This is a genomic window from Aureibaculum sp. 2308TA14-22 (assembly GCF_040538665.1).
In the GTDB taxonomy this organism is placed as follows: domain Bacteria; phylum Bacteroidota; class Bacteroidia; order Flavobacteriales; family Flavobacteriaceae; genus Aureibaculum.
Window position 1 is genome coordinate 2,256,566 of the sequence record NZ_JBEWXT010000001.1, and the last position, 14,332, is coordinate 2,270,897.

Annotated in this window: 14 protein-coding genes; 8 read left to right on the top strand and 6 right to left on the bottom strand. The window is 33.0% G+C overall.

What is annotated here, in order from left to right; genetic code table 11:
• Window positions 1-23: 23 nt before the first annotated feature.
• Window positions 24-623, bottom strand: coding sequence for a SprT-like domain-containing protein (locus U5A88_RS10110; RefSeq protein WP_354206088.1), 600 nt, complete (start codon window positions 621-623; stop codon window positions 24-26).
• Window positions 624-625: 2 nt separating this feature from the next.
• A complete protein-coding gene (locus U5A88_RS10115) occupies window positions 626-1,318 on the bottom strand; it encodes an SDR family NAD(P)-dependent oxidoreductase (protein ID WP_354206090.1) in 693 nt (230 codons plus the stop codon).
• Between the two features lie 91 nt (window positions 1,319-1,409).
• Between U5A88_RS10115 and U5A88_RS10120 the strand changes: the two genes are divergently transcribed.
• On the top strand, window positions 1,410-2,687 hold the full coding sequence (locus tag U5A88_RS10120; protein ID WP_354206092.1) for a metal-dependent hydrolase family protein: 1,278 nt from the start codon (window positions 1,410-1,412) through the stop codon (window positions 2,685-2,687).
• 50 nt (window positions 2,688-2,737) lie between these two features.
• On the opposite strand, the gene U5A88_RS10125 is transcribed toward U5A88_RS10120, so the two are convergent.
• Window positions 2,738-4,291 (bottom strand): hypothetical protein, encoded by a 1,554-nt coding sequence (locus tag U5A88_RS10125; RefSeq protein WP_354206094.1) that lies wholly within the window; start codon window positions 4,289-4,291, stop codon window positions 2,738-2,740.
• Between the two features lie 36 nt (window positions 4,292-4,327).
• Window positions 4,328-5,350: a glutaminyl-peptide cyclotransferase gene (locus tag U5A88_RS10130; protein ID WP_354206095.1), complete on the bottom strand. Its 1,023-nt coding sequence runs from the start codon at window positions 5,348-5,350 to the stop codon at window positions 4,328-4,330.
• Window positions 5,351-5,469: 119 nt separating this feature from the next.
• Here U5A88_RS10130 and U5A88_RS10135 point away from each other — a divergent pair, with 119 nt between their 5' ends.
• Window positions 5,470-5,727, top strand: a complete 258-nt coding sequence (locus tag U5A88_RS10135; RefSeq protein ID WP_354206096.1) for a type B 50S ribosomal protein L31 — start codon at window positions 5,470-5,472, stop codon at window positions 5,725-5,727.
• Window positions 5,728-5,820: 93 nt separating this feature from the next.
• Here the strand turns inward: U5A88_RS10135 and nhaA are convergent, their stop codons facing one another.
• The gene (gene nhaA / locus U5A88_RS10140) at window positions 5,821-7,113 is read right to left on the bottom strand and encodes a Na+/H+ antiporter NhaA (protein WP_354206098.1); all 1,293 of its coding nucleotides are present in this window, start codon (window positions 7,111-7,113) and stop codon (window positions 5,821-5,823) included.
• A 12-nt stretch (window positions 7,114-7,125) separates the two neighbouring features.
• The gene (locus U5A88_RS10145; RefSeq protein ID WP_354206099.1) at window positions 7,126-7,641 is read right to left on the bottom strand and encodes a DUF2892 domain-containing protein; all 516 of its coding nucleotides are present in this window, start codon (window positions 7,639-7,641) and stop codon (window positions 7,126-7,128) included.
• 208 nt (window positions 7,642-7,849) lie between these two features.
• Here U5A88_RS10145 and U5A88_RS10150 point away from each other — a divergent pair, with 208 nt between their 5' ends.
• From U5A88_RS10150 to U5A88_RS10175, 6 genes are all read left to right on the top strand, one after another.
• Window positions 7,850-10,090, top strand: coding sequence for a transglycosylase domain-containing protein (locus U5A88_RS10150; RefSeq protein ID WP_354206101.1), 2,241 nt, complete (start codon window positions 7,850-7,852; stop codon window positions 10,088-10,090).
• Window positions 10,091-10,253: 163 nt separating this feature from the next.
• Window positions 10,254-11,039 carry a hypothetical protein gene (locus U5A88_RS10155; RefSeq protein WP_354206103.1) on the top strand — a complete coding sequence of 262 codons (786 nt, stop codon included), beginning with the start codon at window positions 10,254-10,256 and terminating at the stop codon, window positions 11,037-11,039.
• 101 nt (window positions 11,040-11,140) lie between these two features.
• Window positions 11,141-11,425 (top strand): hypothetical protein, encoded by a 285-nt coding sequence (locus U5A88_RS10160; RefSeq protein WP_354206105.1) that lies wholly within the window; start codon window positions 11,141-11,143, stop codon window positions 11,423-11,425.
• A gap of 45 nt (window positions 11,426-11,470) precedes the next feature.
• Window positions 11,471-13,075: an amidase gene (locus U5A88_RS10165; protein ID WP_354206107.1), complete on the top strand. Its 1,605-nt coding sequence runs from the start codon at window positions 11,471-11,473 to the stop codon at window positions 13,073-13,075.
• A gap of 4 nt (window positions 13,076-13,079) precedes the next feature.
• Window positions 13,080-13,439 carry a cupin domain-containing protein gene (locus U5A88_RS10170; RefSeq protein WP_354206109.1) on the top strand — a complete coding sequence of 120 codons (360 nt, stop codon included), beginning with the start codon at window positions 13,080-13,082 and terminating at the stop codon, window positions 13,437-13,439.
• A 42-nt stretch (window positions 13,440-13,481) separates the two neighbouring features.
• The gene (locus U5A88_RS10175; RefSeq protein ID WP_354206111.1) at window positions 13,482-14,318 is read left to right on the top strand and encodes a CvfB family protein; all 837 of its coding nucleotides are present in this window, start codon (window positions 13,482-13,484) and stop codon (window positions 14,316-14,318) included.
• Window positions 14,319-14,332: the final 14 nt, after the last annotated feature.

Genomic DNA, 14,332 nt, shown 5'->3' on the forward strand with positions numbered 1-14,332 from the left:
TATTTTTTAGTTTTCTATTTATTTTATTTTATCACAACCTCAACCTCTGCATTTTGATGAAATAAATATCGCTTTTTAGTTTTTATTTCAATGCATTCATATCTGGTTCTTCGTTTTTCAATCATTTCAAAAATACGATTATTATGGATAAATTTACTATTGGGCGATAATTCAAAAATATAATTTAAACCATTCTTTTCATCGAATTTTTTTAGAGCTAATGATAAGTAAACATCAGCATCTGTACTTGCCTTAGGGTTTTGTAAATAACGTGCCAAATACGGTAATATTTCTTTAGGATAAATATCTGGGGTAACAAAGGGCAACATTAAATGCTGAAAATTCATTTTCCATTCAATACCATGAGGTTTTACATGCCCATTCTTTTGATGTGTTACCAAGTGGGCGATTTCGTGAATTAATGTCAATAAAAAACGATAACGGTTCAAATCGTTATTAATAGTGATTTGGTATTGACCAGTTTTTAATTTCCTAAAATCGCCATGTTTTGTTTTTCTATTATTAACTATTTTGAGATGGCATGGATATTTTTTGAGCAAATCCAGCACCAAATTAACAGAATCTTGGGGAATATATTTTTCTAGGATTTCTCTTTCCTTCATTATTAGGGTGTAGAAGATGAAACTTGCAACACTTTGCCATTATAAAACTGATGTCCTGTTAAGGAAAAATTAGCAATATAATTTGCCATTTCTTCAGCAGTTATTGGTGCTTTATATCCCGGAAAAGCAGACTCCAACATTTTTGTTTGTACCGCACCTAAAGCTAAAGTATTAAACACAATTTTTTGCTCTTTATATTCTTCTGCCAACAATTCCATTAACGTAATTACCGCTCCTTTTGAGGAACTATATGCTGAAAGTCCAGGGAATTTCATACTCCCCTGAATACCGCCCATACTACTTATTGCCACCACATGGCTACCCGATTTCAAATAAGGCAACATTGTTTTAGTCAATCCAGCTACAGCAAAAACATTAACTTTATATACTTCTAAAAATTCTTTACTACTGGTTTCTGCAAATGGTTTATTAACCAAAGCTCCTGCGTTATGGATTAATACATCAACAAATTTCCAATTATCATTGACAAACTGCGAAACTTTTTTTAGTTGATTTTCATCGGAAATATCTACCCTAATTACGGAAATATTCTTATGTGTTTTTTGTAATGCTATTAAAGTTGAAGTATTTCTGGACAGTGCTAAAACATGATGCTCTTGTCCAGCCAAAATTTTCACCATTTCAAATCCGATGCCCCTACTCGCTCCAGTTATAATTATGTTTTTTTTTGCCATGTTATTAGATTCTAATCATTTGTCAATGAAACCAATAAAAATTTAATACTTTTAAGGTTCAAATATAATCATTAACTAACCAATCTCAATCATGAAGAATTTTCTAATCAGTTTTTGTCTTTTATTCAGTTTAACGCTAGTTGCACAAAGCACGTATTTGCATTGTGGGAAATTAATCGATACAAAAAATGGAAAAGTACTAAACGAAATGACAATTATTGTTACTGGAAACAAAATTACCGATGTAAAAACTGGATACATCAATCCCAAATCAAAAAAAGATAATACCATTGATTTAAAATCCAAAACTGTAATGCCTGGACTAATTGATATGCACGTACATCTTGAAGGTCAACTGAACCCAAAACGTTATATAGAACCTTTTATACTTAATGATGCAGATGTGGCATATAATGCTCAAGGATTTGCAAAATCAACTTTACTTGCGGGATTTACAACAGTTAGAGATCTTGGCGGGAGTGGGGTTAATGTTTCATTACGAAATGCTATCAACCAAGGTAAAATTGATGGACCACGTATCCTTACTGCTGAAAAATCATTGGCAACAACGGGTGGTCACGCTGACCCAACCAATGGTAGAAGAAAAGAACTCATGGGCAATCCAGGCCCTAAAGAAGGTGTTGTAAATAGTGTTGAAGACGCTAAAAAAGCAGTAAGACAGCGTTACAAAAATGGAGCGGATATGATTAAAATTACAGCGACAGGTGGTGTATTAAGTGTTGCTAAGAGTGGACAAAATCCACAATTTACTATTGAAGAAATCAAAGCGATTACCGAAACCGCTAAAGATTACGGAATGCACGTTGCAGCACATGCTCATGGCGACGAAGGTATGCAAAGAGCCATTTTAGGAGGTGTAAAAACCATAGAACACGGCACACTAATGAGCGAAGAAACTATGGAACTAATGAAAAAACATGATGCCTATTATGTACCGACTATTACTGCTGGAAAATCTGTTGAAGAAAAAGCAAAAATAAAAGGGTATTTTCCTGAAATTATTGTTCCAAAAGCGTTGGCTATTGGACCTAAAATTCAAAGTACATTTGGTAAAGCCTATAAAAAAGGCGTAGGCATTGCATTTGGTACCGATGCGGGTGTTTTTGACCATGGCGATAATGGAAAAGAGTTTGGCTATATGGTAGAAGCAGGTATGCCAGCAATGAATACCATACAGTCCGCTACTATTACCAATGCCAAAGTACTGGAAATGGAAAGCGAGATTGGTCAAATAGCTACTGGATTTATAGCCGATATTGTGGCTACAGATGATGACCCAACCAAAAACATCAACACCATGGAAAAGGTAAGTTTTGTGATGAAGGAAGGGAAGGTTTATAAAAAGTAATTTGCAGAGACCTCACAGGTTTTGGAAACCTGTGAGGTCTAACTTATAAACTAATTCTCTTCTTCCTCAAAAATAATATGTTGATATGCTCCAATATCTGGAGTAGTGGTTCTGCTCACCTTTAAAATATCAAAAGGAACTTGTAACGCTGTGTTAACGTCAGCATTTCCATTGGCATCAGAATCATCGCCAATGATAAATTCATTTTCGTTAACATCTTTAAAATCGAGATTGCCATTTTGTATGATATTCTGATATAAAGAAGTGTTGGTAAAATCAAATAACGGATTAGTTAACAATTCGTTATTGTTGGTATTAAATTTTAGCATACAGTTTTTTACGTTAAAATTGAATTCGGCACCATCAATTTTATCTAACAAAAACTCAACATCTTGATTACCATCGATAATACAATTGGTAAAATTTGCTGCTTTTAAATCTCTCGTTTCAATAATTTCATTATTTCCTTCATCAAAATAGGTAAAGAAATTATTAACCAAAACAGAAGGAAACTGCCTAAATCCACCATTCCAATAATTGGCAAAAGTACTGTGGGTAAAGTTATATTTTCCACCAATAGTACATGCTAAAGTAGATTGTCCGCTGTTGGCAACTACTAAATTTTCTCCCAAAATATTGGTTTCTCTGCCTAAAATACCGTAGTTGGACGTATTATAAATCTGTGTGTTTTTAATAGTCAATGTAGGGTTGGTATTCCCAACAGAATCAACCAGAACACCAATTATATTGTTTTTTATGGTAGTATAATTGATACTATTATTTTTGCTTCCCGCTCGTAACCAAATGGTACCCCATTGTCCTGAAACATCTTCAAATTCAGGTTCCAATCTATCATCTTCAAACAGAACTTCATTTTCAAATTCGCCGTTTACCTTTAAGGTCGCATTCTTTTCTACAATAATACCTGAATTATCGTGAAAGTATAAGGTTGCACCCGCATTAATAGTTAACGTAGTATTTTCAGCTACGCCTACATAGCCGTAAATCAAGTAAGGTTTTTTATTAGTGAATGTGGTGTTACCAGATAATGTTGTTCCCTTAACACCCAATAATTCCCCTTCGGAATTTTGTCCTAAAATAATCGTTTCATAAATAAAACTTCCGTCAGGTTGTTGAGCTCTGTCGGGTCTGATTAGATTGACATCCAATACCAACGCCTCTAATTTAACGTCTTGTTCATTGGCATTAGACTGAAAAACTATGGAATCTCTATAAAAGAAATCCGTATTTTTTAGTTGCTCAAAGTCAACAGTTGCTTCCACAAAAACATAAATGCTATCATTGGCTAGAATATCTATGTTTTCAAAAAAATTGCCAGGAATACCATCTACATTTAATCGGTAAAATGAATTGTCCCCTCTACCTAATTTAATTTGGGGAATGGTGATAGCCTCATCGCTTCTGTTATATACTTTAAAGCTTTGTGTGCTTGAACTAATATCGTCAAAAACGCGGTTTAGCAAAAGTGTATCTGCCGAAAATTCTAAATTACCTGTGCTTACAATTGTACCAAAATCTTTACGGCAAGATGTTATTCCTAACACTACGAATACAATAAGAATTGAGTACAATAATCGCATCATTGAGACTTTATAGGATATAACTTTATGAAATTGTATTTATTGCTTTTTATTGAGCTTAATCTCAAATAAAGTATTCCATTTTTTTCCAGTAACAAAAAGACGATCGTTTTCGGCATCATAGGCAATTCCGTTTAATACATTATCATCACCTTTTTGACCCACTTTTTCTTGCAAACCTTTTAAATCGGCAATACCCTCTAAAGCACCTGTTTTTGGATTAATCATTACAATGCTATTGCGTTGCCATACGTTTGCAAAAATATTTCCATTAATAAACTCTAGTTCATTTAATTCAGGAACGGCTCTATCAATCGTGTATGCTTCAATATGAGATTCTTCAGCCCCAGTTTCTGGATTTAAAAACCAAATCTTATCAGTGCCATCAGATTTTATTAACTTTTCAGAGTTATGTGTTAAACCCCAACCTTCTTTGCTTTGAGCGTAATGGAATTCTTTTTCTTTTTCAAAAGTTTCTAGATTAAAAACAAAACCTTTTCCGCCTTGCCAAGTTAACATATATATCTTATTGTTAAAAATTGTCATCCCTTCTCCAAACAGGCTTTTATCAATATCTATTTTTTGAAGTACTTTACCTGTTTTAAGTTCTACCTTTCTCAAAGTTGATTCTCCTCTTTGCCCAGTACTTTCATATAAAAACCCGTTATGGTATTCTAAGCCCTGTGTAAATGCATTTTCATCATGTGGATATTCATTTACAATCTCATAGGTATATATTTCAGGAGACTTTTCAGCAAAAAACAATACAGTATTGGTTAATTTTTTTTGACCTTCGGGATAAAAAACGGTTGCCGAAATAGCATTTGTACCTAATTTATGATTCGAAATATCAATATTTTCATTTGTGCTTAAGCGTACACCATTTAAATAATAGCGAACAGAATCAATTGGTTTATTATCTTTTTCTGAAACAGAAACCGTTAGCTTTTCATTGGTTTTTAAACTCTTTGGTGATGTTAATTGTAGCTTATACGAATTACCGCATGAACCTAAAAAGAAAGCCGTCAAAACCAGCGATATAATAATTTTATACTTTTTCATGTAAAATACTGTGTATTATGTTTGAATTTTCAAAAATAGTATTAAATTTGCACTCTCAAAATAGCAAAGCGATTTATTTAAACTAGCTATTTTAATTTAACATTTAAAAAACTTATAAGATGAAAAAAGGAATTCATCCAGAAAATTATAGAATGGTAGCTTTTAAAGACATGTCTAACGATGATGTTTTTTTAACAAAATCTACTGCCGATTCAAAAGAGACGTTAGAAGTAGATGGTGTTGAGTATCCTTTAATTAAATTGGAAATTTCAAGAACTTCTCACCCTTATTATACCGGTAAAGTTAAATTGGTTGATAGTGCTGGTAGAATTGACAAGTTCAAAAGTAAATACGATAAGTTCAAAAAGAAGAAATAAATTTTTGAATATAGAATTTATAAAAACCTCGAAATTAAATTTCGAGGTTTTTTTTGTTTAGTATTTTCATTCACTCTTTTTAAATTCTTGAATTTACTTAGTTTTAAACCTTAATACTAAATATCCAATAGTAGCAGATAGCAACGAGCCAATAAGGATACCAATTTTGGCAGAGTCTATATACTGTGGACTATTAGAAAAAGCCAAGCTAGCAATAAAAATTGCCATAGTAAACCCAATACCCGCTAAAAAAGAAACACCGACAATCTGCTGGTTGTTAATATCATTTGGCACTTGTATTAATTTCAATTTTTTTGCTAATAAAACCACAAATGAAATACCAATACTTTTACCTAACACCAAACAAATAACAATATTGATTATTAATGCATTTTCAAATGCTATGTCACTGTTTAAAATAACGCCAGCATTAGCTAAAGCAAATACAGGTACGATAAAGTAGGCCACCCAATCGTGTAGTTTGTGCTCTAAATGCTGGAGTGGTGATTGGTATTTATTTGTCCAATCTTCTAAATTATCAATCGCTTCAATTTGCTCGTTAGAAAGAATAGGTTTTTCTAATACACTCGCTTGTTTAATATCATCAGTGATTTCTTGAAGGTTATCTACAAAATCTTTTGTTTTAATTTTCTGCATTACAGGTACTGAAAATGCTAATAAAATTCCTGCTAACGTTGGGTGAACACCAGATTTTAAAAACAATACCCATATAATTGCCCCAAGACTAATCAGTATAAACTTAGAATAAAAACCTCTGTAGGACAAAAAATATAAAACTCCTAATAGCAAAGCGGCAACTATCAACATAACAATATTGATTCCAGAACTATAAAAAATAGCAATTACTAATACGGCAGCAATGTCATCAACAATGGCAAAAGCTGTTAAAAATACTTTAAGACTTAATGGAACCCTATTGCCCAATACATTTAATACAGCCAATGCAAAGGCAATATCCGTTGCCATTGGTATACCCCAACCTTTAATAGTTTCAGGGTTTTGATTTAGAATAAGATATAAAATTACAGGAATAACAACACCTCCAACCGCCCCAAACAGAGGAAAAGCTAATTTTTTAACTGAATTTAATTCACCTATAAGGAACTCTCTTTTAATTTCTAATCCTATTAAGAAAAAGAAAATGGCCATTAAACCATCGTTTACCCATAAAATAAGGGGTTTGCTTAGCTCAAAACTTTCGGAAGTAAAACCTAGTTTATATTGCCACAAAGCTTGATAATAACTACCAAACGAAGAGTTAGCCCAAACAAGAGCAATTATGGTAGCAAGCAACAACAAAATACCGCTAAAACTTTCAATTTTAACAAACTTTTGAAACGGAGTTAACAGTACTTTTTTAATCATTATTTTAGTTTCTTATATTTTTTTCATTTGCTGCTTCATCATTTTAATCTGCTCGTTTAACACTCCGTGTTTGTCTAATTTCTTAGCTTCAGCTATTAAGTTTGTAGCTTCACGTTTTCTTCTTTTGGTCATGGCTACACCAGCCAGTTGTAGTTTGGCCATAGCTACATCATGACTCATGGACAAACCTAATTTCAACGCTTTTTTAAAATATTTTTCTGCTTGCGTCAAGTTGGTTTGAGACACCAATATGCCATTTAAAAAATTATAATACCCTTCTTGTTTTTGAACCAAAGCTGCTGACGGATTCTTAATAAAACCTAACCACTTTTGCGTACCCGCAAAATCTTGTTTTCGTAATCGCAAAAAGGCTAGTAATATAAATTCGTTTTTAAAGTAGAAAAATATAAAAACCCCTGCTAAAAATAATAAGGCTATACCATTACCAATATGCTTTTCAGCAAACTGAAAAACAGCCCATACTACTATAGCTACGGCAATTACTAATTTTATATATTTATGAAACATGTTATGTTGTTTATTGATTAAATTAATGTTGTTTGCAAAATTACATAATCTATTGAATGATTGAAAGATTTAAGCTTAAAAGATTATTGACCACACGATAATGTTAAAATGTTCATAAAATGTTTACAATTAGCCATAACTATAAAAATAATACTAGTATTGCAATCGTTAAAAAATGCAATTATTATTGTGAGAGAAATAAAATGATATGCTTAAAAAAACACTAAAATATGTAATAATTAGCTTGTTAATTTTGGCTGTTTTATTCGGTCTTTTTTTAACATCTGTTTATCATGGCGTTTTTGGTCCTATTCATACAGTTGAAGAGTTAAAAGAGTTTAAAAACCAAACTGCTACTTTAGTTTTATCTGAAGAAGGTGAATTGTTAGGTAAATTTTTTGCTGAAAACAGAACCAATATTAAGTTTGAACAGTTACCTAAACATATAGTGGATGCATTGGTAGCAACCGAAGATGCCAGATACTTTGAACACGATGGTGTAGATTCTCGCAGTTTGTTTCGCGTACTTTTTAAAACTATCCTTTTTCAAGATAAAGGTTCAGGCGGGGGAAGTACTATAAATCAGCAATTGGTAAAGAATATGTATGGTCGCAAAAACCATGGGCCATTAAGTATGCTAGTCAATAAAAGTAAAGAGGCTTTTTTAGCCTATCGACTGGAGAAAATATACTCTAAAGAAGATATTCTGACTTTGTATTTGAATACTGTTCCTTTTGGGGAAAATGTTTTGGGTATTGAAGCCGCCTCAAGACGCTTTTTCAATAAACCAATTGAGGAAATAAAAATTGAAGAAGCAGCTATTTTGATAGGTATGCTAAAAGCTAACACCTACTATAATCCAAGAATTTACCCAGAAAATGCTGTACAACGTAGGAATGTCGTATTAACTCAACTAGAAAAATACGAGTACATTACTCCACAACTTAAAGATTCTCTACAACAAATTCCGTTACAACTCGATTATGCCAACTTAGCATCTGAAGGTCCAGCTAACTATTTTTTGGTACAGGTTAAAGATGAAGTGAAGAAAATTTTAAAAAGTTACAATGCCGCAAAAGGTACAGAATATACAGCTGATAATGATGGGCTAATTATTACTACAACACTTAATTTGCATTTACAAAATCAAGCTCTAAGTGCTTTTAAAAATCATTTGAGTGTAATGCAAAACCGCTTACAGAAACAATATCGCACTGGCAGCAGTCTTAAACAATTAAATGCTTTGGTAAGCAAAGAATTAAAACGTTTAAAATTGACTTCAAAAGCTAATGAAAAACAATCGAGGCAACTGTTTAGTTGGAATGGTTTTTACACAGACTCCATTTCTGTGCGTGATAGTTTAAGGCATTCACTTACTTTACTGCATGCCGGATTATTAGCTATGGATCCGCAAACAGGAGCAATAAAAACTTGGGTTGGAGGTATTGATTTTGGCACACAACCTTACGATCAAATTTTTGCACAACGCCAGGTAGCATCGACCTTTAAACCCATTCTTTATGCTACCGCTTTAGAGCAAGGCATAACACCTTGTTCATATTTAGATAATAAACCTTTGATTATTTCTGATTTTGACAATTGGCAACCCAATAATTATGACAATTCAACAGGTGGTAATTATTCCATGGTCGCAGCTTTGGCAAAATCAATGAACATCCCTACGGTAAATTTATTCTTGAACATACCCTTTGGCAATTTAGAAAACATATGGAAAGACTTCGGTTTTACTCAAGAATTGCCAAAAAAACCTTCTGTTGCATTGGGTACTGCCAATTCAAGTATCTATGAGTTAAGTAGGGCTTATAGTGCATTTGCCAACGGAGGTTACCTCGTTCAGCCAAATACTATTATAAGTATAAAAACTGCTGATGGTACGGTTATCTATAAAAATAGATTAATAAAACATATTGAAGAAGATAGAGTTATTGACCAAAATACTTCCGTATTACTCACATCAATGCTTCAAAAAGCAATAAATGAGGGCACAGGAACCTCTTTAAAAAATAAATACGGTATAACTATTCCCATTGCTGGAAAAACAGGAACATCTCAAGATTATGCCGATGCATGGTTTGCTGCCTATACACCAAAATTGGTTATAGTTACAAGAGTAGGTGCATCTTCACCAGGCATTAGATTCAATTCGGGTACAAACGGATCAGGCAGTAAATTAGCTTTACCTTTAGTTGGTAAAACACTAAGGTATGTACAAAAAAAATATTCTGCTCCATTTACACCGCTACCAGAACAATTTACAAATGCTCTTGATTGTGAAGATTACATGGAAGACTCAAAATTCAATTTATTTTTTGAAAACCTTTTTAACAAGAATAAAACTACTCTTGATAAAGAACAACGCAGAGCTGAACGAAAAGCAAAAAGACAGCAACGCAAGGCTGAGCGTAAAGCCAAAAGAAACAACAATTAAATTTTTATTGTATCTTTACTTTAAATATTCAATCTATTAAAAATAGATACTAAATCATTTTTTCAATTTTTCCCGCTTTGAAGTGGGAATAATAATGGTTTAGTTGTTTTATTAGTGTAGAATTAAATGCAATTTTTAATTTTAACCTAAAACAAAAAACATTATGATTAAAAAACTCCCCTTATTGATGGGCTTAATATGCTTATCTTTTAATGGTTTTTCTCAAGAAAATTCTAATAAGGTTTATTGGTACACCTCTCCTGATACAGAAGGGTACATCAGTTTTCAAAAATTGGATTCTAATGACAAACCTAATGCTGGCACTACATTAAACACTGTAGTAAAAGCAAATTTCGACAATGAAGTGTTAAACTTCAATTTAAGTACGGTTACTGAATCCAAAAAAATGGTATCAGCAACAGAGTTTAAGTTTAATGGAACTATAGATGCCAATATTGACCCTGTAAGTTTTACTGGAACAAAAATTAAAGCTGATAAAAAGAATATCTCTTTTTGGCACTTTAAAGGTGATTATGTTGATGAAATGGAAACAGATCCAGATTTTCAACGCTTTACTTTTGCAAAATATAATGCAACATTAAAATTACCAGCAAGAACAATTCCATCATTTAATTTATGGGCTATTGTTCCTAAATTACCTTTTGATAGAAAAGGAACATTCAGATTTAATGCTCTGGATGAAACCAAGTTATATGTAAAGAAAAACCAAACGGTTAATTATTTAGGTACTACCACAACTAGCATAAATGGTGAAAAAATGAAACTTCACAAATTTGTACATCAAGGTAAAGGTATGAAACCTGCATATTATTGGGTAAGCAATGATAGAGAATTGATGCAGGTATTGTTAGATGATAAATACACCTTTACGTTAAGTAATAAAGAAGCTGCACTTCAAACAGCTTTACTTACTAAAAGTGAAGATTAAAGTTGAAATTTTAACTACAATAAACCGAAGTAATTTAAAATGCTTCGGTTTTTTTATTTTTTAGAATTAATCCCTTTGTTATAAATTTGTACATTTCAGATATGAAAATCAAATCAATCTATATAATAATGCTAGTTTTTGCTTTGCTGCTCGTGCTGATTTTATCAAGTGAAACTACTTGGCGTCTATGTTCGGTTTGTGGAGTTCAAGATTTTGAACGCTCATTGTTCGGTAAAAAAGTAGAATTAATAAGTACACATGAAGTTGATGAATATGGCACTTATGCAAAATGGAAAAAAGAACACGGAAAAACATGTGACCATCAATGGAAAATTATAGATGAATCTTCTGAAAAAGTCCAAAAGCACCTCGAAAATTTAAACTAGATAAAAATAATTATCTTTAGTGCATAACTTTTACAAACTAAAATTATGCAACTGCACTTAACCTACAGTAAGAGCCTTCTAAAAATAATCAGTATTACTTTATTAGTGTTTTTTACCGCTTGTAAATCAGATACAAACAAAACCATATCAACCGATACTACCGATTTTCGGTTTGAAGAAATTACCATCACCAAATTGCAGGAGGGTTACAACAATAATAAGTTTACAATAACCGAGGTTACTCAAAGCTTTATAAACCAAATAGAGAAGATAGATGACAATGGCCCTCAATTAAATTCTGTTATACAAGTAAATCCTGATGCAATAACCATTGCAGAGCAATTAGACAAAGAACTGCAAGAAGGAAAATCTAGAGGAGCTTTACATGGTATTCCCGTACTATTAAAGGACAACATCGACACCCATGACAATATGTTCACCACAGCTGGATCAAGAGCTTTGCAAGACTCCAAACCTTTACAAGACAGCCATGTAGCAAAAAGTTTACGCGAAGCGGGTGCAGTAATCCTTGGAAAAGCAAACCTGAGCGAATGGGCCAATTTTAGAGGGGAAATGTCCTCAAGTGGATGGAGCGGTATTGGAGGACAAACCAAAAACCCATATATCTTGGACAGAAATCCATGTGGTTCCAGTTCAGGATCTGGTGTTGCAGTCTCGGCAAATCTGACCGTTTTGGCAATAGGTACTGAAACAAACGGCTCTATTGTTTGCCCATCGAACAACAACGGCGTTGTGGGTATTAAACCAACAGTTGGCTTGGTGAGTCGCTCAGGAATAATTCCCATTTCATTTACCCAAGACACAGCGGGGCCAATGGCAAGGACTGTAGCCGATGCTGTTATCTGTTTAGGTACGTTGACGGGAGTTGACCCTGACGACAGTAAAACATTGGCCAGCAAAAACAATATCAAAAACGATTATACTGAATTTTTAAACAAAGATGGTCTAGAAGGCAAAAAAATTGGTATTTATACCGCACCATTGGGAAGAAATTACAAAGTGGATACTATTTTTAATAAGGCTGTTGATTTTATTAAAAGCCAAGGTGCAGAAGTAGTTGAAATCGATAGAATATCAGATAACAATGTTGGCGGATTGTCTTTTCAAGTAATGCTGTACGAATATAAAGACGGACTGAACAATTACTTTAAGTCGTTGGGCAAAGATGCAAAAATCAAAAATTTGGAAGATTTGATTGCTTTCAATAAAAAAGATTCTATTGAAATGGAATTTTATAACCAACGTTACTTGGAAATGGCTTTGGAAAAAGAAGGATTGGATAGTGATGGTTACAAAGAAACCGTATCAAAAATGCTTGAAGGTGCTAGAAAAAAAGGTATTGACAAAGTGATGGACGAACATAATTTAGATGCCATCATTTCACCCACGGGTGGACCAGCCTGGAAAACGGATCATATTAATGGCGACTCTTTTGGACTGGGTAGTTCTTCACCAGCTGCCAGAGCCGGATATCCTAATATTACCGTGCCGATGGGTTTTGTGGATACTTTACCTGTAGGGATTTCCTTTTTTGGTAGGGCTTGGAGCGAACCTATCTTGATAGAAATTGCCTATGCCTATGAGCAAGGCACAAAGCATAGAAAAGCACCAGAGTTTCTTAAAAATTAAGTCAATGGATGTTATTAATATAAAAGAAAAATTTTCTATTTTTAACGACTTTTGGTCGCCAAAAATTATAGGTCAGCTCAATGGACAAGATGTGAAGTTGGCAAAACTAAAAGGAGAATTTGTTTGGCACAATCATAAAGACGAAGATGAATTGTTCTTTATTATTCAAGGTACACTGAAGATTGAATTTAGAGATAAGATAGTTACATTGAATGAAGGGGAAATGCTTATCATACCTAAAGGAACAGATCACAAACCCATTGCAAACGATGAAGTTTTAGTGTTACTTTTTGAACCGTCAACTGTAAAACATACTGGAGAGGTAAAACATAAATTGACTAAAGAAAAGTTTGATTTTATATAATTCAATTCTTCTAAAACACTACTTTCGCACAAAATTAGATTAATGATCGCTTTAGGAAAACACAATACACTTACCGTTACTGAAAAAACAGATGAGGGACTGACCTTAAGCGATGATAACAACGAAAAAGTGCTATTGCCAAATCAATATACTCCCGAAAAATGTGAAATAGGCTCTCAAATTGAAGTTTTTATATACCATGACAATGAGGGTAAAAAAATAGCAACCACTAAAAAACCAAAGATTCAGTTGTATCAGTTTGCGTCATTACAGGTAGTGGCAATGACAAAAGTAGGTGCTTTTTTAAATTGGGGACTTGATAAAGACCTCCTCGTTCCGTTCAGTGAGCAAAAGCAAGAAATGACCGAGGGCAAATGGTATATTGTACATTTGGATCTGGACGAAAATACAAACCGACTTTTTGCAAGCAGTTATGTGGAAAAACAACTACAAAATATAAACATTACGATTTCGGAAGGAGATAAAGTTAATCTGCTCATTTATCAGAAAACCGATCTGGGCTATGTGGTCATAATTAATAATGAACATAAAGGATTGGTTTATGAAAATGAGGTTTTCTCAAAAATAAACATAGGCAATAAGACAGAAGGTTATGTAAAAAAAATCCGTGAAGACAAGCATATAGATGTTTCTCTACAGCCTATTGGTTATAGAAATTTTAATGACTCCAATAGTAATCTTATTATGAAAATCCTTGCTAAAAATAACCGTTTTTTGCCCTTAACCGATAAAAGTTCTCCAGAAGAAATTTATGAAACCTTTGGAATAAGTAAAAAGGCATTTAAAAAAGCGATAGGTTTTTTGTATAAAAGACGTTTTATTACTTTAGGGAAAGATGGAATTTCATTAACCAAATAAATAATAACTTTACT

Coding starts and splice junctions, on each gene's coding strand:
- U5A88_RS10175 (WP_354206111.1), top strand. CDS start 13,482: ATGATCGCTTTAGGAAAACACAATACACTTACCGTTACTGAAAAAACA.
- U5A88_RS10145 (WP_354206099.1), bottom strand. CDS start 7,641: ATGTTTCATAAATATATAAAATTAGTAATTGCCGTAGCTATAGTAGTA.
- U5A88_RS10120 (WP_354206092.1), top strand. CDS start 1,410: ATGAAGAATTTTCTAATCAGTTTTTGTCTTTTATTCAGTTTAACGCTA.
- U5A88_RS10160 (WP_354206105.1), top strand. CDS start 11,141: ATGAAAATCAAATCAATCTATATAATAATGCTAGTTTTTGCTTTGCTG.
- U5A88_RS10130 (WP_354206095.1), bottom strand. CDS start 5,350: ATGAAAAAGTATAAAATTATTATATCGCTGGTTTTGACGGCTTTCTTT.
- U5A88_RS10135 (WP_354206096.1), top strand. CDS start 5,470: ATGAAAAAAGGAATTCATCCAGAAAATTATAGAATGGTAGCTTTTAAA.
- U5A88_RS10115 (WP_354206090.1), bottom strand. CDS start 1,318: ATGGCAAAAAAAAACATAATTATAACTGGAGCGAGTAGGGGCATCGGA.
- U5A88_RS10155 (WP_354206103.1), top strand. CDS start 10,254: ATGATTAAAAAACTCCCCTTATTGATGGGCTTAATATGCTTATCTTTT.
- U5A88_RS10150 (WP_354206101.1), top strand. CDS start 7,850: ATGCTTAAAAAAACACTAAAATATGTAATAATTAGCTTGTTAATTTTG.
- U5A88_RS10170 (WP_354206109.1), top strand. CDS start 13,080: ATGGATGTTATTAATATAAAAGAAAAATTTTCTATTTTTAACGACTTT.
- nhaA (WP_354206098.1), bottom strand. CDS start 7,113: ATGATTAAAAAAGTACTGTTAACTCCGTTTCAAAAGTTTGTTAAAATT.
- U5A88_RS10165 (WP_354206107.1), top strand. CDS start 11,471: ATGCAACTGCACTTAACCTACAGTAAGAGCCTTCTAAAAATAATCAGT.
- U5A88_RS10125 (WP_354206094.1), bottom strand. CDS start 4,291: ATGATGCGATTATTGTACTCAATTCTTATTGTATTCGTAGTGTTAGGA.
- U5A88_RS10110 (WP_354206088.1), bottom strand. CDS start 623: ATGAAGGAAAGAGAAATCCTAGAAAAATATATTCCCCAAGATTCTGTT.